17 protein-coding genes are annotated in these 19,525 nt (G+C 72.3%); 5 read left to right on the top strand and 12 right to left on the bottom strand.

The features are described 5' to 3' along the window. The 4 genes from EBO15_RS37835 to EBO15_RS37850 all read right to left on the bottom strand — a co-directional run. Positions 1–184, bottom strand: a 184-nt coding sequence (locus tag EBO15_RS37835) for a hypothetical protein (RefSeq protein WP_199745071.1), incomplete at its 3' end; no start/stop codon positions are given. Next, on the bottom strand, positions 181–708 hold the full coding sequence (locus EBO15_RS37840) for a SigE family RNA polymerase sigma factor (protein ID WP_122199289.1): 528 nt from the start codon (positions 706–708) through the stop codon (positions 181–183). The genes EBO15_RS37840 and EBO15_RS37835, both read right to left, overlap by 4 nt. Positions 709–859: 151 nt before the next feature. Further along, on the bottom strand, positions 860–3,358 hold the full coding sequence (locus tag EBO15_RS37845) for a glycoside hydrolase family 3 C-terminal domain-containing protein (protein WP_233616733.1): 2,499 nt from the start codon (positions 3,356–3,358) through the stop codon (positions 860–862). Next, entirely contained in the window at positions 3,334–4,908 is a 1,575-nt protein-coding gene (locus EBO15_RS37850; protein WP_199745072.1) for a carboxylesterase/lipase family protein, read from the bottom strand. The genes EBO15_RS37845 and EBO15_RS37850 overlap by 25 nt, the downstream gene beginning before the upstream one ends. A 258-nt stretch (positions 4,909–5,166) precedes the next feature. Here EBO15_RS37850 and EBO15_RS37855 point away from each other — a divergent pair, with 258 nt between their 5' ends. Together EBO15_RS37855 and EBO15_RS37860 are read left to right on the top strand one after the other, a co-directional pair. Then, the gene (locus EBO15_RS37855) at positions 5,167–6,336 is read left to right on the top strand and encodes an ROK family transcriptional regulator (protein WP_122199290.1); all 1,170 of its coding nucleotides are present in this window, start codon (positions 5,167–5,169) and stop codon (positions 6,334–6,336) included. After that, positions 6,323–7,456 (top strand): ROK family transcriptional regulator, encoded by a 1,134-nt coding sequence (locus EBO15_RS37860; protein ID WP_122199291.1) that lies wholly within the window; start codon positions 6,323–6,325, stop codon positions 7,454–7,456. Before EBO15_RS37855 ends, EBO15_RS37860 begins: the two co-directional genes overlap by 14 nt. Here the strand turns inward: EBO15_RS37860 and EBO15_RS43905 are convergent. Continuing rightward, positions 7,368–8,789, bottom strand: coding sequence for a peptidase associated/transthyretin-like domain-containing protein (locus tag EBO15_RS43905; RefSeq protein ID WP_147481842.1), 1,422 nt, complete (start codon positions 8,787–8,789; stop codon positions 7,368–7,370). The two genes, EBO15_RS37860 and EBO15_RS43905, sit on opposite strands and share 89 nt — an antisense overlap. A 289-nt stretch (positions 8,790–9,078) precedes the next feature. Continuing rightward, positions 9,079–9,534 carry a MarR family winged helix-turn-helix transcriptional regulator gene (locus EBO15_RS37870; protein WP_122199293.1) on the bottom strand — a complete coding sequence of 152 codons (456 nt, stop codon included), beginning with the start codon at positions 9,532–9,534 and terminating at the stop codon, positions 9,079–9,081. 62 nt (positions 9,535–9,596) lie between these two features. On the opposite strand from EBO15_RS37870, the gene EBO15_RS37875 reads away from it, so the two are divergent. After that, positions 9,597–11,027 (top strand): DHA2 family efflux MFS transporter permease subunit, encoded by a 1,431-nt coding sequence (locus EBO15_RS37875; protein ID WP_122199294.1) that lies wholly within the window; start codon positions 9,597–9,599, stop codon positions 11,025–11,027. 463 nt (positions 11,028–11,490) lie between these two features. Then, complete coding sequence (locus tag EBO15_RS37880; protein WP_147481843.1) at positions 11,491–12,030, top strand: hypothetical protein; 540 nt, start codon at positions 11,491–11,493, stop codon at positions 12,028–12,030. A 271-nt stretch (positions 12,031–12,301) separates the two neighbouring features. Here the strand turns inward: EBO15_RS37880 and EBO15_RS37885 are convergent, their stop codons facing one another. From EBO15_RS37885 to EBO15_RS37895, 3 genes are read right to left on the bottom strand one after another with little or no spacing between them, the layout of a single operon-like run. Beyond that, positions 12,302–13,057, bottom strand: coding sequence for an SDR family oxidoreductase (locus tag EBO15_RS37885; RefSeq protein WP_122199296.1), 756 nt, complete (start codon positions 13,055–13,057; stop codon positions 12,302–12,304). Positions 13,058–13,074: 17 nt separating this feature from the next. Then, the gene (locus EBO15_RS37890) at positions 13,075–13,437 is read right to left on the bottom strand and encodes a nuclear transport factor 2 family protein (protein WP_122199297.1); all 363 of its coding nucleotides are present in this window, start codon (positions 13,435–13,437) and stop codon (positions 13,075–13,077) included. An 11-nt stretch (positions 13,438–13,448) separates the two neighbouring features. Continuing rightward, entirely contained in the window at positions 13,449–14,645 is a 1,197-nt protein-coding gene (locus tag EBO15_RS37895) for an MFS transporter (RefSeq protein ID WP_122199298.1), read from the bottom strand. Between the two features lie 203 nt (positions 14,646–14,848). On the opposite strand from EBO15_RS37895, the gene EBO15_RS37900 reads away from it, so the two are divergent. Continuing rightward, positions 14,849–15,454 (top strand): response regulator transcription factor, encoded by a 606-nt coding sequence (locus EBO15_RS37900; RefSeq protein ID WP_122199299.1) that lies wholly within the window; start codon positions 14,849–14,851, stop codon positions 15,452–15,454. Here EBO15_RS37900 and EBO15_RS37905 read toward each other — a convergent pair. From EBO15_RS37905 to EBO15_RS37915, 3 genes are all read right to left on the bottom strand, one after another. Continuing rightward, a complete protein-coding gene (locus EBO15_RS37905) occupies positions 15,395–17,290 on the bottom strand; it encodes a sensor histidine kinase (RefSeq protein WP_147481844.1) in 1,896 nt (631 codons plus the stop codon). The two genes, EBO15_RS37900 and EBO15_RS37905, sit on opposite strands and share 60 nt — an antisense overlap. Before the next feature lie 1,164 nt (positions 17,291–18,454). Then, entirely contained in the window at positions 18,455–18,964 is a 510-nt protein-coding gene (locus EBO15_RS37910; protein ID WP_147481845.1) for a hypothetical protein, read from the bottom strand. A gap of 29 nt (positions 18,965–18,993) precedes the next feature. Continuing rightward, a complete protein-coding gene (locus tag EBO15_RS37915) occupies positions 18,994–19,299 on the bottom strand; it encodes a hypothetical protein (RefSeq protein ID WP_122199302.1) in 306 nt (101 codons plus the stop codon). Positions 19,300–19,525 lie beyond the last annotated feature (226 nt).

Genomic DNA, 19,525 nt, shown 5'->3' on the forward strand with positions numbered 1-19,525 from the left:
TGTGGCCTCCGGTCAGCGCCGTCCCGGCGAAGACCGCGGCGGCGGCCGCGGCCGCCACGGCCGGGACGGCGGCCAGCCGGACGCGCCTGCGGCGGCGGGCGACCTTCAGGACCCGGGCGGTGTCCACCCGGAGCGGTGCGTCCCCGGCCAGTTCGTCCAACGCGTCGTGCAGGCGGGGGATCATCGCGCCACCTCCGGGATCTCGTGGTCGGTCAGCAGGTCGGCGAGCCCGGGTTCGAGAGCGCGCATCCGCGCGAGGGCACGGTGGGTCTGGCTCTTCACGGTGCCGACCGAACAGCCCAGCAGCCGTGCGGTCTCGCTCTCAGAGCGGTCCTCGTAGAAGCGCAGCACGATCATCGCGCGCTGTTTGGCGGTCAGCCTCCCCAGCGCCTGGCCCAGCAGGACGGACCGCACCGTGCGGTCGGCGATGTCCGGATGCCCCGCGGGCTCGGGCGGCGCCGCGCTCGGGTAGACGTGCCGTCCCCGGCGCTTCCACCAGTTGAGGTGGTCGTGGTACAGGATCTTGCGCACGTAGGACTCGGGGTCGCCGCTGCCCGCCACCCGCTGCCATCGGGGCGCGAGCTTGACCAGGGCGGCCTGCACGAGGTCCTCGGCGAGATGCCGGTCCCCGGTGAGCAGGAACGCCGAGCGCAGCAGCGCCGGCCCCCGGGCCGCAACGAACTCGGGCAAGCCGTCGTATTGCACCATCCGCCTCCTTGTCGCCCGTTACACACACCGGACAGGCGGCAAAGGTTGGCACCCACCAAGAAAAATCCAACAATGCGGCGTGGCATGGATACGCCGGTGCTCACCCTCCTGGTGTGGGCCGAGGAGGGTGGCACCGGCGGAGGCGGTCGGTTTAGATGTGGACCTTGGTGTGGAGGGGGAGGTCGGTGGAGGAGGAGCCCACCCAGATGGTGCGGTCGCCGGTGCCCAGCGTCCAGGCGTGGCGGGCGGTGTCCCAGTGGCTCAGCTGCTGGGCGTCCACGTCGATGCGGATCCGGCGGGACTCACCAGGGCGCAGGCCGATCTTCTCGTAGCCGCCGAGCGACCGGACGGCCTGGGGCGCGGAGACCTTGGCGGCGGGGCCGACATAGAGCTGGGTGACCGCCTCACCGGCGCGGCGCCCGGTGTTGGTCACGGTGACGGTGGCCTCCAGGCCTCGCCCCGTGCGCCGCACCTTCAGGTCCCGGTAGGAGAAGGTCGTGTACGACAGGCCGTACCCGAAGGGGAACAGCGGCTTGACCTTCTCCTTGTCGTACCAGCGGTAGCCGACGTAGATGCCCTCGCTGTAGTCCTCTTGCAGGTTCACGCCGGGGAAGCGGTGGGGATCTCCGGCGACCGGGGTCTGCTTCTCGGTGGCGGGGAAGGTCTGGCTCAGCTTCCCCGAGGGGTTCGCGTCGCCGAACAGCAGGCGCGTGGTCGCCTCGGCGCCCCGCTCACCCGGGTAGTACATGTTCAGGACGGCGGCGGTGCGGTTCAGCCAGGGCATCGTGACGGACGAGCCCGTGTTGAGCACCACCACGGTGCGCGGGTTGGCCGCGGCCACCGCCGAGATGAGGGCGTTCTGGGGTCCGGGCAGCGCCAGCGAGGACCGGTCGGCGCCCTCGGTGCCCTCGTCGTAGGCGAAGACGACGGCCGTCCTGGCGTGTTCGGCGGTCCGCACCGCGGCGGCGATGCCGTCGCGGACGAGCTGCGGGGTGGACCAGGCGAGCCGGATCCGCTGTGCCGTTCCCTCCGGCGCGGCGGCCTTGACGGTCAGGCGGTGCTTCCCGGCGGTGAGGCGGGCGGTGGCCGGCCAGTTGACCAGTCCGTCGCGGGTCGGGATGACGCTCGCGCCGAACGGGCCGTCGGCGGTGACCAGCTCGGTGCCGTCGAGGGCGAGGGAGCCGGTGCCGCCGGAGATCTGCAGGCCGAGCCGGTAGTCCCCGGTCTCGGGGACGGTGAGGGTGCCGGTGTAGGCGAGGGTCTTCCCGGCGGGCACCGTGGTGTCGACGGGCTTCGCGGGGTTGAGCGCCGAGGCCGGGACGGTGACCCCGTCGAGATCGGTGCCGGCCGAGTAGGCGACCTTGGCGCCGGCGCCGGCCCTGGCCCTGATGGTGTCGAGGGGCGCGGCGGCCGCGTCCGGGACCACGTGGGAGCTGCCGCCACCGGTGATCAGCGGGATCCGGGCGGTCGGGCCGATCACCGCGATGTCGCGGCCCGCCCGGCCGGTGAGGGGCAGCGCCCCGTGCCGGTCGCGCAGCAGCACGGCACCGGACTCGGCGACCCGCTGGGCCGCGGCGGCACCGCCCGCGGCGTCCCTGGACGGCCGTGGCCGCCGGTCGAGCAGGCCGAACCGCCGCATCTGGCCGAGGATCCCGGCCACCGAGTGATCGAGCGCGGCCATCGGGATCCGGCCGCTCACCAGGGCCTCGCGCAGCGGCTTCTTGAAGTACGCCGGGAAGTCCGGGCCGAAGGCGTCCCCGGGCATCTCCTGGTCCAGGCCCTTGGTGATCGCGCCGGCGCCGTGGTTGGCGCCCCAGTCCGACATCACCCAGCCCCGGAAGCCCCACCGCTCCCGCAGAATCGAGTTCAGCAACCGCTCGTTCTGGCAGGCGTAGGCGCCGTTGAGCCGGTTGTAGGAGCACATGATCGCGCCGGCGCCCGCGTCGACGGCCGCGTGGAAGCCCGGCAGCTCGATCTCCTGGAGCGCCTGTTCGCCGACGCGGACGTTCACGCCCGTGCTGAACAGGCCGCGGTCGGTCTCCTGGTTGTTCGCCGCGAAGTGCTTGACGGTCGCGATGAGCCCCTGCGACTGGATCCCGCGCACCTCGGCGGCGACCATGCGGGACGAGAGCAGCGGGTCCTCGCTGAACGTCTCGAAATTGCGGCCCGCCTGGGGCACCCGGATGGTGTTGACCATGGGGCCCAGCAGGACGTCCTGGCCGAGGGCGCGCCCGTCCCGGCCGATGGCCTGGCCGAACCTGCGGGCCAGCCGGTCGTCGAAGGACGAGGCCAGCGCCACCGGGGCGGGCATCGCGGTGGCGTGCGCGGCCACCCGGACCCCGGCCGGGCCGTCGGTCAGCCGCAGTTCGGGGATGCCCAGGCGGGGGACGCCCGGGACGTATCCGGACTCGCCCATGTCGCGGGGGTCGGTGGTGCCGCTCACGAAGCCCAGCTTCTCGTCCAGCGTCATCTTGCCGACGAGTGCCCGGACCCGGTCCGAGCCGGGTGGGCTTTCGGCGGCCGCCGTGCCGGAGGCGGTCAGCACGATCGCGGCGGCGAGCGCGCCGACGCGCAGGAGTCTGTCGGGGAACCGCATGGTGACGGCCTTTCGAAGGTGGACGGGCATCAGTTCGCGTCCCAGAAGTCGCACTGGTGCTGGGCTCGGTACTCGGCGAGAGAGATGGGGGTGCTCCGTCCGCCCGGACGCAGCGACAGCATCGCGCCGGACGCCAGGGCCGGCCAGCGGGCCAGCCGCCGCCCGGGCGCGTTGGGAGTGGTCCGGCGGACGAACGATCCCCAGTAGTGGCTCATGTCGTCGGCCAGCCTGCGCTGGGCGGCGGTGAAGTACGGGGTGATCGGGGTGCCGTTGTCGAAGCTTGGGAACAGGTAGGCCAGCTCGCCCGCGTGCGGGGCGCCCCAGACGTACCCGGGCGGCGTGCCCGGGGTGAGACCGGGGAACTTCCGGTCGTCGAACTGGTACATGCGGACGCGGGTGACCGCGGAGAACCGTCGCGCCAGCCTGAGGGTCGGGCAGCCTCCGATGTCGGCGATCAGCCCCGAGTCCGTGAGGATCGCGGCGATCGCGTACGTGGGGGCGTAGGGGCCGCTGTAGGCGCTCAGCGGATAGCGCCTGAACACCTCGGGTGCGCGTGCCCCGAACGAGCCGGTGACGAAGTCCCGGTAGGAGGCCGGGGTGTCGTCCCAGTCGAGCGCGAAGGTCCGGCCCTCGTCGTGGTTGACGCCGAAGATCATCGGTACCCGCTGGACGCGGCCGGAGGCGACGGCGTCGGCGGGCGCGGTCGGCAGCGGGTCCCCGCCGTTCACGAGGCCGAGGTCGGTGTCGGCGCTCGCGTCCAGCAGTTCGGCGGCGGGCTTGGCCCGCAGGCACGCGACCATGGCCGCCGGGTCGGTGCAGCCGACCGTCCGGGCGAAGGCGGCACCGGCGGGTTCGGCTTCGGCCCGCGGGGTCGACACGCAACTGCCGCTCTGCATGATCGCGGCACGGAACAGCCCGGCCGAGCCGGGGGCGGCCAGATGCGCGCACACCGACACGCCCCCGGCGGACTCGCCGCCGACGGTCACCGCGCGCGGGTCGCCGCCGAACGCGGCCGCGTTGGCCCGCGTCCAGCGCAGCGCGGCCTGCTGGTCGAGCAGCGAGTAGTCGCCGCCGAGACCGCCGCCGCCACCCGACCGGGCGAGGGCGAGGAGGCCGAAGACATTGAGCCGGTAGTTGGCGGTGACCACGACCACGTGGTTGTCGGCGGCCAGCTTGGCCCCGTCGTATTGCTGGGCGCCGCCGTTCTGGAAGCCGCCGCCGTAGATGAAGAAGAGCACCGGCAGCCGGCCGTGCGCCCCGGCGGGCCGGAAGACGTTGGCGTACAGGCAGTCCTCGGCGTCCGACCGGGGGCCGTTGCCACTCGCGAGCTGCGCGCAGGCCGGGCCGTACGACGTCGCCTGCCGGACGCCGTCCCACCGGGGCGCCGGGGCGGGCGCGGCGAAGCGGCGGTCCCCGAGCGGGGGCGCGGCGAACGGGACGCCGAGGAACTCGTCGACCCCGCCGACCGTGGCGCCCCGTACCGCGCCGTGGTCGGTTCGGACGATCGGGGCCTGATCGGCCGCCGCCTCGGCCTGTGCCGCGCCGACCGCCGACATTGGCAACGCCAACGCGACGACGGCGGCGAGCAGACGGAATCTGACCATGCGCGTCCACCTCCGGGGGTCGTCCTCGGTGCCCGTGCCGGGAGGACGCCGCTTTTGGTAAGTCGGCGACAAAATCGGCCCATCGCTTGGCCGGATTCCTCCAGGTGCGAGACCGAAGCGGATCTTGCCTGCGGAGCCTAAATTTCGGTGGTAGACACGTCAATGAGAATAATGAGGGCCCATTTATGAGCACTTCTTGACAAAAGTGACTTACATAGGATCTGGACATAAAGGAGCGTGCCGGGATAGATTTCGGCCGTGCCCGGCCCCACCGCCGCGCGGCTGATCCTCGACGAGCTCCGCGGCGAGGTACGGCTCACCCGCGCCGAACTGATCGAGCGGACCGGCCTGTCCCGGTCGTCGGTGTCCGGCGCCGTCGGAGAGCTGCTCTCGGCCGGACTGGTGGCCGAGCACAACGTCGAGCCCGCGTCCGAAGGCCGCCGCCCCGGCCGCCCGGTGGCCGGGCTGTCGCTCACGCGGGCCGCGGGCCTCGTCGCCGCCGTGGAGTTCGGACGCGGCCACATGACGGTCGCCGTCGCCGACCTGTCCCTGCGAGTGCTGACCGAGAACACCGTGGCCATCGACGTGGCGGGCGGCAAGGACGCGGCGCTGCGGGCCGCCGAGGAGCAGATCCTGTCCGCGCTCGCCGAAGCGCCCGAACCCCAGGCCCTGGTCGCCGTCGGGATGGGCCTGCCGGCGCCGATCCTCGCCGCGGACGAAAGCGTCGTGAGCGGCCCCGTCCTGCCCGGCTGGGCCGGGAGCCGCCCGGCCGCCGAACTCGGCGCCCGGCTCGGGCTTCCGGTCGCCGTCGACAACGACGCCAACCTCGGTGCCCTGGCCGAGGCCCGGCTCGGCGCGGGCCGCGGCGCGCGGGACATGCTCTACCTCAGGGTCTCCTCCGGCATCGGCGCCGGGCTGGTCCTCGACGGGCGCGTGCACCGGGGCATGCGCGGCGTCGCCGGGGAGATCGGCCACATCCCGGTCGCCGGGGCCGCCGGAACCGGCCGGACGTGTCGGTGCGGCGGGCTCCGCTGCCTGGAGACGCTCGCCTCGACCACCGCCATCCTGGAGGCGCTCGAGCCGTCCTTCGGCCCCCTCACCGCGTCCCGGCTGGTGTCCCTCGCGGACTCGGAGTCGATCGTCCGCCGGGTGCTCACCGACGCCGGCCGGGCCATCGGCACCGTGGTCGGCGACCTCGCCAACACCCTCGACCCGGCCCTGATCGTCCTCGGTGGGCCGCTGACCGGGGCCGCCCGTCCGCTCCTGACCGGACTGCGGGAATCCCTGGACCGCCGCACCCAGCCGGGAGTCGGCGACGCCGTCCGCCTGGCCCCCGGCGCCCTGGGCGACCGCGCCGGTGTCCTGGGCGCACTCATCCTGGCCGCCGACAGAGACCCGGCGGAGGGACGTCCACATGGCGTCGCATGACGAGCGGGTACTGGGCCTCATCCCGTACGACGGCGCGCTGACCATCAGTGACCTCGTGCGGGACAGCGGGCTGAGCAGGCCCACGGTGACCGGCGTCCTCGGACGGCTGCACGCGGCCGGGGCGGTGGAGGAGACGGTGGTGGCCCCCGCCGGCCTGGGACGTCCGGCGAAACGATGGCGGCGGCCACCACGGCACGGGACGTTCGGGGTGATCGCACTCTCCCGCGACGCCGTCCGCGTCCGGGTCGTCGTCGGCGACGACCGGCACGCCGCCGAGCGGGAGCGGCGGCTCGACGTCAGCCTCGACGCCCAGGGCGCGCTGGTGCACGGCCACCGGTTCCTGCGCGAATGCCTGACCGAGCTGGGCGCCCCTGCCGACGGGCTCTCCAGAGTCGTCCTCGGCCTGCCCTGCCCTGTCGGCGGCCCGGAGGGGGATCATCCACGCGTCCGCGGCATCCTGCCGGACTGGATCGGGATCCGCCCGGCCGAGAGCCTGCGCGCGCTCCTGCCCGGCACCGCGATCGTCATGGAGAACGACGCCAATCTCGGCGCCCTCGGGGAACTCGAGCAGGGCGCCGGCCGGGGCGGGACGGACCTGGTCTACATCAAGCTGGCCCCGGGGCTCGGCGCGGCACTGATCCTCGGCCGCCGCCGCCTCCACCGCGGCGCCGCCGGGCTGGCCGGAGAGATCGGCCACGTCCAGATCAACCCCATGGGCCACCCCTGCGCCTGCGGGGCACGCGGATGCCTGGCGACCGAGATCCCCCTCGATCCCTGGCACGAACCACCGGCGTCCGCCGAACCGTTCCCGGCCGGGGACCCGGCCGCCGACCGCGTTCTCCACCGCCTCGGCGCCCTGCTCGGCGAGCAACTCGGCGCCCTGGCCAACCTGCTCGACCCCGGACGCGTCATCGTCAGCACCGACACGACGCCGCCCCCTCCCGTCCTCCTGGACGGAATCCGCGACGGCATCCGCCGCACGGCACTACCGGTGGTGAGCGACCTCCCGGTGGTCGCGTCGCCCCTCGGCATCAGAGCCGAACTGATCGGCGGCATAGCCCTGGCCCGCTCAGGCGACGCCACCCCGAGCCGAACAGGCGATCAGCGAACGTCGACGTAATCACTGGCCGAGTCGGCGAGTAGCCGCCCGTCCCCGGCGAACGCAACGCGCCAGGTGCCGTCGCGCCGCGCCGTGAACCGGGAGCTGAACCGGCCGTACCGGTCGGTCCGTCCGCTGCCGAGATAGCTCCACTTCTTGGAGCCGCGTGCCTGAAAGGAGAACACGACCTTGCGCCTGCCGAGCGCCGTGGGCAGCCCATGGGCGTCCAGCCTGTCGGGTCGCATCCAGGACAGGCGGCCGGAGAGCTTGACCTTCCCTCCCTTGCGGACGGGCTCAGGCGCGGCGTTGAACATCTCGAACCGCGTCGGATGCGCATGGTCATGCCACGCATGGCGCTCACACTCGGCCGCGTCCCGTCGGTCAGGGCGACACGCGCCTGCCAGTCGCCGTCTCCTGGTGCGGGCGCGATGCACCGCCGGATCCAACCGCCGGCATCAGGCGATTCGCAGCCGTTCTTCCGCGTCCATGTCTTGCCACCCTTGGGACGGAAGTACAACGCGACCGCGTCGTAGGCGTCCGCATACGGCTCCCACCGGGTCGTCTTGCGCTCGACCCGGACGTCGGCCTCCACCCACCCGCTCCACTTGGCCGCGAGGCGGAGGTTCAGATCGGTGACGCGGGTCTCGTACCGGACGCTGTAGCGGATGGTCGGGTCGACACCGCTGTCGGTGGAGTAGAGCCCGCTGGATATGGAGGCGTCCACCCACACCGGTTTGAGTGCGACGGTATTGCTGCGGAACCGCCCATCGGCGTCCGTCCGCACGTTCCAGTAGTCACAGACGTAGCCGGTCTGGCACTCCGCCAGCTGAACCCACTTGCCGGCCAGGGGCCGGCCGTCCTGCCGCCGCACCCGGCCCGCGTAGGCGACCTTGGTCCCGTAGTCCAGGGCGGCAGGAAGCGCGTCGAGCGTCACGACCGCCGGAACCTTGGCCCCCGCCGTCACCTTCACCAGCGGCGACCGAGAGTCTTTGTACTGCGGCTGCCGGTAGGAGTAGTACTGGGCGGCGTAGTAACCGCCCGAATCCAGGTGACCGGTCAGGCTGAACCGTCCCTCGGCGTCCGCGTAGGCCTTCCCGACCTCGTCGAAGGTCACGCAGTCACGGACGCAGTGGATCGCCACCAGCGCGTCCCCGACAGGACGCGGCGCCGCCTCATCGGTCACGACCACCCCGGTGAACGTCACCTCGTCATGCTCGGCGTCCACCTGCTCACGGGAAACCCCGAAATCCTGGAACCGCGTCCTGGTCTCGGTCACGGCATCCGCCGGCGAGACGACGACGACCGCCCCCACCGACCCGACCACCAGAGCCACCACGGACAGCACAAGACGCATCGCATCACCATTCGGGGGAGGAGGAGCCCCCAAGAATGACGCCCCCCACCCCTCCGGTCAAGATCAAAAACCCGCCCCCTCGCCCACCCGACAACGCCGACGGAAGAGCCCCCGTCGAGCCGGACGACGCCGGAGCCCGCCCGCCCCGCACCGCTTGTGCGGCCTGGGCTCGCTTACGGGTTTCGGCCGCGTCCTGCGCGGCGCGGCAGCCCGTGGACGGCGTCAGGGGGACCGCGGGCGCCGTGAGCCCGGACGTGGATTGCGGGGTGTGCGGGGGTGAACGCCTCGGCTATGCGGGGGGCGCCTCGCCGAGGGCTTTGAGGAGCAGGGTGTGCAGGGTCTGCTGTTCCTGTTCCGACAGCCGGCCGAGGAGCTGTTCGGTGGCGGGCCGGCAGAGCTCGGCGGTGCGGGTGGCCGCGTCCTGGCCTTTCTGGGTGAGGGCCAGGACGTGGCGTCGGCGGTCGTTGGTGTCGCGGCGCCGGGTCACCTTGCCGGCGTCCTCCAGGCGGTCGAGGAGCTTGACCAGGTCGCTGCGGTCCATGCCGAGCCGGTCGGCGACCTGCTGCTGGGCCATCTCTCCTTCCTCGGCCAGGCAGACCAGCACGTAGTAGTCGCGCAGCGACAGGCCCTCCGGGGCGAGGGCGTCGTCGATCAGTCGCAGGGCCTGCCGGTGCAGCTGACCCATGGCGTAGGTGGGCCAGCGCAGCAGGGCGTCGAGGCGCTGGGAGTTCGCGGGCGTCGTCATGGCGTCACTCTACCGAATATTCGCGGGTTGACCCAATTGCGGGGACTCCCTACAGTTGGCGCATGCCGCAAATTACGAAGAAGCCGGACACCGGAACGACCGCTTCGGCGGGCCTCACGGAGATCCCGCGCCATGTGTGGACGGTGACCTGGGTCGTCGTCTTCGGCGCGTTCATCGCCGCGCTGGACTCCTCGCTGGTCAACGTCGGGTTGGACAGCATCGGCCGCGACCTGGGCGTTTCGCTGACGTCGGTGCAGTGGGTGGCCAGCTCCTACCTGCTCGCCCTGGGCGCGGCCCTGCCCGCCTCGGCGTGGCTGGGGCAGCGGGTCGGCACCGGCCGCCTGTGGATGTGGTCGCTGGCCGGGTTCGTGGCGTCCTCGCTCCTGTGCGCGGTGTCCCCGAACCTCGCGGTGCTGGTCACCGCCCGTGTCGTCCAGGGTGTGACCGGCGGTCTGCTGGTTCCCGCGGGCCAGTCGGTGATCGGGAAGGTCGCCGGGCCCGGCCGGATCGGCCGGGTGATGAGCACCGCGGGCCTGGCCGTGGTCGTCGCGCCCGCGCTCGGGCCGGCGCTGGGCGGCCTGCTGATCGATTCCCTCTCGTGGCGCTGGCTGTTCCTGATCAACCTGCCGGTCGGCGCGGTCGCGCTCATCCTCGGATGGAGGTTCCTGCCGCTGGAACGCGGCACCAGGACGCCGCTGGACGTGCGGGGCCTGGCGCTGCTGGGCGTCGGGATCCCGATGCTGAGCTACGGCGTCATCGAGGCCGGCGCCCCGAGCGGCCTCCACTCCGCGAAGGTGCTGGTGTCCCTGGCCGTCGGCGTCGCGGCCGTCGTCGGGTACGTCCTGGCCGGCCGGCGGCGCGAGAACCCGATCCTGAGCCTGGAGCTGTTCAAGGACAAGGTGTTCTCGGCGGCGAGCGCGGCGGTGTTCTTCACCGGCGCGGGCCTGTTCGGCGGCGTCATCATCATGCCGCTGTACTTCGAGGTGCTGCGCGGCCATGACGCGATGGAGACCGGCCTGCTGCTGCTGTCGTTCGGTGCGGGCACCGCGCTGACGATGCGTGTCGGCGGGAAGCTGACCGACAGGTTCGGCGGCGGCATCGTGGCCACCGTGGGCCTGGCGCTCAGCGCCGTGACGACGCTGCCGTTCGTGTTCATGGGCGCGGGCGCCGACATGATCCTCGTCCAGGCGGTCCTGCTCCTGCGGGGGATCGGGCTGGGCCTGGCCGGCATGCCGCTGATGTCCGCGGCGTTCGCCACCGCCCCCAAGGACCTGCTCTCCCACGCCACCGCCGAGGTCAACATCCTGCAGCGGGTCGCCGGAGCCTTGGGCAGCGCGATCTTCGTCGCCATCCTGTCCAAGGACGGCGCCCCGGACCTCGCCGCGTTCCAGACCACCTTCCTGTGGCTGACGGTCACCCTGGCCGCCGGGGCCGCGGTCGCGGCCTGGGTCGCCGTCGAAGGACGCCGCGCCAAGACCACCACCCCCGCCTGACCCACCCCGAAACCGCAGGACGCCGTCCCACCCGCACAGGTGAAAACGCCCCTGGAACGGAGGCCGGTCGGGTCTCTGGCGACAGCCGGATGACCAAAGAGTCCCACCGTCCCGGCAGGGTCGACACGCCCTCACCTGCCCAAACGCGGAGGGGGCGGCCGAGCGACCCGTGGGGGCGGTGTGGCACGGCGGCTCGCGCGGGGTATTCCTTGGTGCACGTCGGCTCAACCCGCCACGCACCGCGCACGCCGCCGGCGTTCCCACCTTCGTTCACGCCGCGCCGACCCCCCCACACCAACGGCCGGTCGGTCCGCCGATCACGGCGGTCTCCGCCGACTTGTGCATTGCTTGCGGTCTGCTGTGCGATGCGTGTGAATGATTCGCCCAGGTGGTGTCGTGCGCCCACATTTGTGGGATTGTCTGGCGTCCTCTCACTACTTTGATCAGCCTAGGGGGCTGCTGAATGAGAACGAAGCTCGTCGTGGCCGGTGTGGCGTGTGCGGCGCTCGCAGTCACCGGCGGAGTGGCGCTCGCGGGATCTGGGGACGCGCATGTGACCCGGATGGCGCCGGTCGCGGCGACCGCCGCCGCACCGAAGACCCTCACGCTGGTGCGTTACTTCGGTGGCGCGCAGGCCAAGCACTGGGTGACCACCGCCGCCGCACCCGGCCCGCTGTACCGCCGGGAGGGGACGTTCCGCATCCTGGCCCAGCCCGCCAGCGGCACCAGGGCGCTCTACAGCTGCCTCAACGGTTACGTCCTATTGGACCAGTTCGTGTCCGCGCGTTCGGACTGCGAAAGCCCCAAGAGCGTCCGCTTGGGCCGCATCGGCTACGTGTACCTCAAGCCGCCCAAGGGCGTGAAGGTCAAGCCGATCTACCGCTGCTCCATCCCGACCGGCTCCCACTCGGAGCACTTCGTCTCCTTCCGCTCGGACTGCGAGGGCCGTCCCACCTCCGGCAAGCTCCTCGTCGAGGGCCGCCTCGGCTACGTCCTGGCCTGACCGGCCTGACCGGCCTGAGGGCCGTCCGCCTGCGGGCCCCGTCAGGAAGGGACATCAGCAACCGCCCCAGAAGCTGTCTCCGAGGAGAGCGTCAGTGCCCTGGGGCGGGGTGCCGGTGAAACGGGGAAGGGCCGTCGGCCGCCCCCAGTCCTTGTCCTTTGCTCGGTCGGGCCGTGGCGCCCCGGGTTCTCCGGGACGCCACGGTTCTCCCCGCATCAGACGGGATCAGACTGGATCGGACCGGATCGGACGGGGTCGGACGAAGACGAGGTCAGATCACGCCGCCGTTGACGCGGATGTTCTGGCCGGTCACCCAGCTCGCCTCCGGGGAGGCCAGGAAGGCGACGACGTTCACGATCTCGTCCGGGCGGCCGATGCGGCCCATGGCCGTCATCTTCTCCAGGCTCGCGATGAACTCGGGCGGACGGGTGCGGAACTCGGGGGTGTCGGTCGGGCCGGGCGACACGACGTTCACGGTGATGCCGCGGTCGCCGATCTCCTTGGAGAAGACACGCGAGAACTGCTCGAGGGCGCCCTTCGCGCCGTCGTAGAGGCCGTAGCGCGGGAAGAACAGGCCGGTGGTGTGCGAGGAGATGTTGATGACGCGACCGCCGTCGCGCAGGTGGCGGGCCGCGAGCTGCATCGCGAAGAACGGCGCGCGGGCGTTCACCCGGAAGGACGCGTCGAACTCGTCCTCGGTGACCTCGGCCATGGGTTTGAGGACCGCCCGGACGGCGTTGTTGACCAGGATGTCGGTGCCGCCGAACCGGTCGGCCGCCGCTTTGAACAGCGAGCCGAGCAGTTCGGTGTCGCCGATGTCCGCCGGGACCGCGACGGCCTTTCCGCCCGCGGCCGTCGCCTGGGCGACGACCTCGGCCGCCTCGGCGTCCTGCCCCGGCAGGTGGTTGACGACGACCGAGGCGCCGCGGGACGCCAGGCCGATCGAGATCCGGGCGCCGAGGCCGGTGGCCGCGCCGGTGACGATGGCGCTCTTCCCCGCCAGAGCGCCTTCGAGGGGGTTCGTCATCGTGTGCTCCTGGCGGGTCAGGCGACGGGGTTGCCGCTGGTGGTGGACTCGGGGACGTCCTCGCGCACGTCCCAGTGCTCGGCGATCAGCCCGTCCGCGATGCGGAACACGTCGATCACGGCGGTGCCGCGCGCGCCGGGCTCGGCGGTGAAGAGGCTGTGCGCGAACACCAGGTCGCCCTCGGCGGCCGTGCGGCGGATGTCGAAGTGCAGGCCGGGCAGTTGCTGGCGCAGGCCGTCGATGAACTCGACGAGCGGACGGCGTCCGTTCGGCAGGTGGGGGTTGTGCTGGACGAGGTCGTCGGCGAGGAAGCGCTCGGCCTCTTCGGTGCGGCCCTGGTTCCAGACGGTCTCGATGTAGTCGCGGATGAGCTGTGACATGGGTCGGCCTTTCAGTGATGGGTGAGGGTCGGGCTTTGGGGGATGGTGTGGACGGGCCGGTTACGGCGAGCGGACGCCAGGTGGGCGGCCGTCGCGAGGGCGAGCGGGAGCAGGGCGAGGGCGGAGAGCGGGCGCGCGCCGAGTCCCGGCAGGAGGGCGCTGCCGGCGAGGCTGCCGAGGCTCATGCCCAGGTAGAGGCCGGAGGCGTTCAGCGCGAGCAGGATGCCGCGCCGCTCCGGGAGCAGTTCGACCAGCCGGGCCTGCTGCGGGGCCATGAACAGCCCGCTCGCGAACGCCCACACCGCCAGCGGTGGCAGGGCGAGCAGCAGCGATCCGGGGATGCCGGTCAGTCCGGCGAAGCCGGCCGCGAAGCAGCCCAAGGCGAGGCTGACGGTTCCCACCCCGCCGAACCTGGCGTACACACGCGAGCCGAGGACGTTGCCGAGCGTCCCGAGCGCGCCGAAGCCGAACAGCACCAGTGCGACGGTGCCCTGCGCGGCTCCGAACCGGGCGGTCAGGTAGGCGCCCGCGACGCCGTACACGGTGAACTGCGCGGTCATGATCATGAACGTGGTGCCGAGCATCGGCACCGCGCCGGGGGCGCGCAGTGTGTCGGCGAAGGACCGGGCGGTCGGCGCCGGTTCCGGCTCCACGACGGGCAGGAGCCGCGCCACCAGGACGAACGCGACGGCGGTGAGCGCCGCGACGCTCAGCATCATGCCGCGCCAGCCGAGCGCGTCCCCCGCCGAGGACGCCACCGGGACGCCGAGGACGGAGGCGGCGGTCATCCCGGCGAAGACGGTGGCGAGGGCGCGGGTCCGCTGCTCGGCGGGCACGATCGCCGACCCCGCGGCGGACGCGGCGGGCCCGAACACCGCGGCGCCGAGCCCCGCCAGCACACGTGCCGCGCAGAGCGTCGGGTAGTCGGGTGCGACGGCCGCGCCGGCCCCGCCGAGCACCAGCAGGCCGAGGCCCAGCAGCAGGGCGCGTTTGCGGCACATCCGCCCAAGCAGGATCGTCGCGGCGGGGGCCGCCAGCGCGAAGACCACCGCGAACACGGTGACCAGGGTTCCGACCGTGGCCGGCCGGACCTGGAGGTCCCGGCTGATCGGAGCGCTCAGGCCGACGACCGCCAGCGAGGCCGTGCCCAGCGCGAAGTAGCCGAGTGAGAGCGCGAGGAGCGCCGGGCGCGAGGAACGGGTCCGCACACTGTCCTCCCTTCCGAGGGGGCGGTGGATGGTGGGAAGGGCGCCGCTCGGAGGTGATCCGCGGCGTCCGGAATGATCTTCGATGGACGCGCGGGCCGGACACAGTGCCGGACGTCATCGGGGCGGCGTGCATTCTGCACACCGGCTCCGGTGCGCGCAGCACGGCCATGGAACGATCCTGTTTCCAGGGGAAAGGGGGGGCGATGATCCGGGTTCTGATCGCCGAGGACATGCATCTGCTCCGCGAGGCGCTGGTCGAACTGCTCACGCTGGAGGACGGTGTCGAGGTGGCGGCACAGGTCGCGTCCGGCACGGAGATCGTGCCCGCGGCGGAGCGGCACCGGCCGGACGTGGCGGTCGTCGACATCGACCTGCCCGGGATGGACGGCGTGGAGGCCGCCGCCGAACTACGCGACCGGCTGCCGGAGTGCCGCGTACTGATCCTCACCGCGCTGAGCCGGCCGGGACAGCTCCACCGGGCGCTGGCCGCCGGGGTCGCCGGGTTCGTCCCGAAGGACCTGCGGCCGGCCGACCTCGTCGCGGCGATCCGCACGGTGGCGGCGGGCGGTCAGGCGGTGGACCCGGCGCTGGCGGTGGCGGCGCTCCGGTCGCCGCCGAACCCGCTCACCAGGCGCGAGACCGAGGTGCTGGAGCTGGTCGCGACCGGCGCGGAGCCCATCGAGATCGCCGAGCGGATGTTCCTCACCTACGGCACGGTCCGCAACTACCTGGCCTCGGTGGTCGCCAAGCTAAACGCCCGCAACCGCGTCGACGCCGTCCGGATCGCCAGAGAGGCGGGCTGGCTCTGAGTGCGGCGCCGGCTCTCCCGCGGCGAACGCGGCGGTCACCTCGAACCGTCCGCCCGGCAGGGGTCCGGCCGTCGACCGGCCGCCGGTGCGCTCGGCGAGGCCGGCCAGCCCGGAGCCCGGCTCGCCGCGCGCGGGCCCGGCGCCGTCGTTGACGACCCTCAGCCGCACCGTCCCGTCCGCCCGGACGAGCGAGATGGTGCAGACGCGCGCCTCGCTGTGGCGCAGCACATTGGTCACGCACTCGCGCAGCACCGCCGCGAGCGCGGTGTCGACGGCCTCCGCTCGCGGCCCGGCGTCCCCCCGCACCCGCACGGAGATCCCCGCGACGGTGAGGACGTCCACGGCCGCGTCCAGTTCCCGGTCCAGCCGGAGCCGGATCCGTCCGCCGGTGATGGAGCCGAGTTCCGCGCGGGACCGTTCCACGAGCCGGCGGAGCCCGGTCAGCTCGGCGCCGGCCCGGTCCGGGTCGCGTTCCAGCAGCCGCGCGGCGAGCTCGCCGCGCAGCGCGACCGCCGACAGGGTGTAGCCGAGCACGTCGTGCAGGTCGCGGGCGACGCGGAGCCGCTCGGCGGTGGCCACCGCCGCCGCCACCTCGTGCCGCGCCCGCTCCAGCACCACGACGAGGCCCGCGAGCCGGGACAGGCTGGCGAACAACCCTCCCAGGATGAGGTCCGAGACCAGGAAGGCCGCCTGGTCGACCGGCCGCGGAGCGGGCGGGAGGACGTTGAAGAACACGGCGTGCGCCGCCAGGAGCCCGCCGGCGACCGCCCATGAGCGCGGCGGACGGAACGTCACCAGCGCGGCGCCCATGACGAACCCCCACAGGTAGGTCAGGAAGGACACCGTCGGCAGGAAGAAGCAGACCGCCCAGACCGGCGGCACGAACAGCGCCCACGCCACCACCCACCGCACCGGGGACCGCCGCCAGGTCAGCAGCAGCATGACGCAGGCCACCAGCGGGACCGCCACGATCAGCCATCGCGCGTCGCCGCCCGGCTGGCTCACCATGTACAGCAGGTTCTTGGTGCTCTGCAGGACGATCACCGCCACCAGGGCGACGCGGGCCTGCCGCGGCGAGCCGATCACGGGCGCCGCGTCCGGCTCCTCGCGGGCGCGGTACCGGCTCGCCGTGGCCCGGATGCCCGCCAGCGCGCGCCGGGCCGCGGCGGTCGCCTCGTTCACCTCGGCGAGCGCGGTGGGCGGCGCGGCACCCGCCGCGCCGCGCAGCCGGTCCGAGATGGCCGCCAGCTCCCCGTCCAGGGCGCCGCGCAGTTCGCCGTCCAGGCGCAGCCGTTCCCGGACCAGCGCGAGCCGGGCCTGCTCCTTCCGGGCCGCGTGGAGGTCGTCGACCATCTCGGCGAGCGCGTACAGGCTGAACACGATCAGCCCGTCGGTCGCGGTGGCCGCCGCCTGCCAGAAGCAGCCGGGGAAGGACGCTCCGGTGAGCGCCATGCCGCCGAAGGCCGCGGCGACGATCAGGGTGAACAGCGGCCAGGCGATCCGCTGGGGGAGCACGCACAGCACCGCCGCCGCGACGGTCCAGGGCAGCCAGTCCCAATCCGCCCCGACCAGGGCGAACGGCAGCAGGACCAGCGCCGTCACCGCGCCCAGCAATCCGTACCGGAGCCTCCGCCGCGTCCGCCACCGGCGCACCAGGATCGCGATCAACGGCGGATAAGGGGCCGCCGCGAGCGCCACCACCGCGCCGGGCAGGCCGTTCTCCACCGCATGGATGGCACGCAGCACGAACAGCAGAACCAGTGCGGTCCACAGCATGCCGCGCGCCATGCGGGAGGGCAGGTCTTCCGCGGCTGCCGCCCGCAACGTCCTGATCACCGCACCACGTTCCTCCTACGACAGGAAGATCGTCAAACGCTCCCCTCGCGGCCGGGGTACGGGGCACCACCTCGACGTCACCCATCCGGAAGCCCGCGACGCCCCGCCCGCACGTACTACCTCAACCAAAATGAATCCGGGCTGAGAGAACCCTCAGCCCGGATCTCATGAGCACGACCGTGGGCTTCGGGGTTCTCGCCGGGCCCATTGGACGGGCCTACGGGCGTGGCGGTCGCGTGGGTGGCGTGGGTCACGACGGGTGCGGTCGGGGGCGTTAGGGGCCGCCGGGCGACCACGGAGCGACCAGGGGGCGAAACGGAGCAAGATGGACGGTATTTGATCATGACTGCGGTTGTGTTTTCGCAGGTCAGGGGGTGGCGCGCCCAGAGGGATTCGAACCCCCGACCGGCAGATTAGAAGTCACCGCCACCCCTCACGTGGGGGGCGTGGCCGTGCCGCAACGTGTCACCCTGTCCACCCTTGCCCCGTTTAGCGTGCCGCCCCGTGCCGCCTGCCACCACGCCCTACCGAAACCACCGAGCGACCATCGAGCGACCGTGGCGACCCGGCTACGCCGCCACCCGGCGAAGGGGGTTGTCGTCGGTGAGGCATCAAACTGCGCCTCCCCCAGATCGGCGATGTGCTCCTGGGAGATGCTCTCTGAGCTGTGCGGCCTGGTACTGGGGCGCCAGGGCCGCCCGTGCTGCGCATGCTAAAGAGCCGCGTTCGGGGAGTCGATGTTCATCACCCATCGACGTTCCGGGTTGGGCAAGGTGCTGGGCCCGCTCGACATATGTCTCGGCATCGGATGCGACCGCCTGTCTTTATGGGCAGGCCTGGGCGCTGCTGAACGCGCACAGCGCCCTCGGCGGGTCGTGGAGCGGTTGGGATCCGCGCGAGTTTTGGCTTTCGGTGCTGACGTATCTGGGCGAGTCGGCGCGAGCCTGCTAATGCTGGTGGCCAAGTCCCGGTGCAAGAAGCCAGAGAACGTGGGCCGCTACTTCCATCCCTCGCCGGCGCGATCGCCGAGGTCACCAGTTTGCTGGGCCCCGGCGACCGCCACCGGTGAGGCGCTGCTTCTGGGTACGCGCTCGTCACTTGATCGGTTCGAGGCGGCCGCGTAGCCGGGGAGACTGCCGCCCGTCGGCGATGACTTTGGCGCGGCTAGGGGGTGTCTGAGAAGGGTCGGGCTGCTGCAGCTGCGTCGCGGGCCTTCCTGCTACGGTACGCCGCCTGCTTGCAGCGGTTGGAGCAGTACTTGGGGGGCCGGCCGGGCTGGGCCACCCTTTGCAGGTGAACGGGAACCACAGTCCCGTTCACCGTTACCTCGTAGGTTCCATCGACCGGAATGCCCGCGACCATTGAGCGGTCGCAGCACTCATAGAGGCAGACGCTGACCTCGTCGGAGGGGGCTGCCGGAGGATGGGAACGACGGATGTCGAGCAGACCGTCCGCCATCCGGTGGTGGCCCGCCTCCCATGCCACTTGGAGGGCCTCAGCCACGGCCTCAAGCAGCTTGCCGGTGGCGATGCCGTGTTTGATCTCCAGATAGGTCCACGACAGCCGTCCACCTTCAGTGACGTAGAAGTCCTTCAGCAGTAGGGCATGACGCTCAGGCAGGTCGCTCAGCAGCGCCTCCAGATATTCGGGGTCACGAGTCGCCAGGTCCGCCACCGGATCCCGGAAGGTCGTACGTCGCCTGGTCACTGTGTCGTCTCCACCGTCGCTGGGGCCTTTTGAAGGTTCATTGCCGCTTCCGGGGCCGCTGTCTCGGCGCGCAGGGCGAGGGGCGGTGGTGCCGGAAGGCCAGGGACCGGCGTGAAGGTGTCCCTGAGCAGTGGCCCCAGGGCGGTCAGCACCTGGGGCAGGTCGCGGACGTCGGACTTGTTGATCGCGGCCCGGGCGATCCGGCACCGCAGGACACACGTGATCACCACCGTGAGTGGCCAGGCGATGACCAGCAGGACAAGCCAGGGGGCAGCGTCCAGCTGAAAGGGATGGGGGGACACGCGCTTCCTCCTTGTGTGGGCATGTCAACGACCCCGCCACAGGGCGAGGCCGTCGTGGAAGCAGGAGGAGACCGGCGGAACGAAAAAAGCCCCTGATCCCGCTAAAGGTTGTCCCGTAATGATCAGGGCATGCAGGTCGGGGATGTTGCGGCGGGCCTGTTGGTGGGGTGTCGTGCCGGTTGTTGGTTCAGTCGGTCATGGCCAGGTTGCGCATGAGGGCGATGCC

It is taken from the genome of Actinomadura harenae, assembly GCF_003696215.1.
GTDB classification, from domain to species: domain Bacteria; phylum Actinomycetota; class Actinomycetes; order Streptosporangiales; family Streptosporangiaceae; genus Spirillospora; species Spirillospora harenae.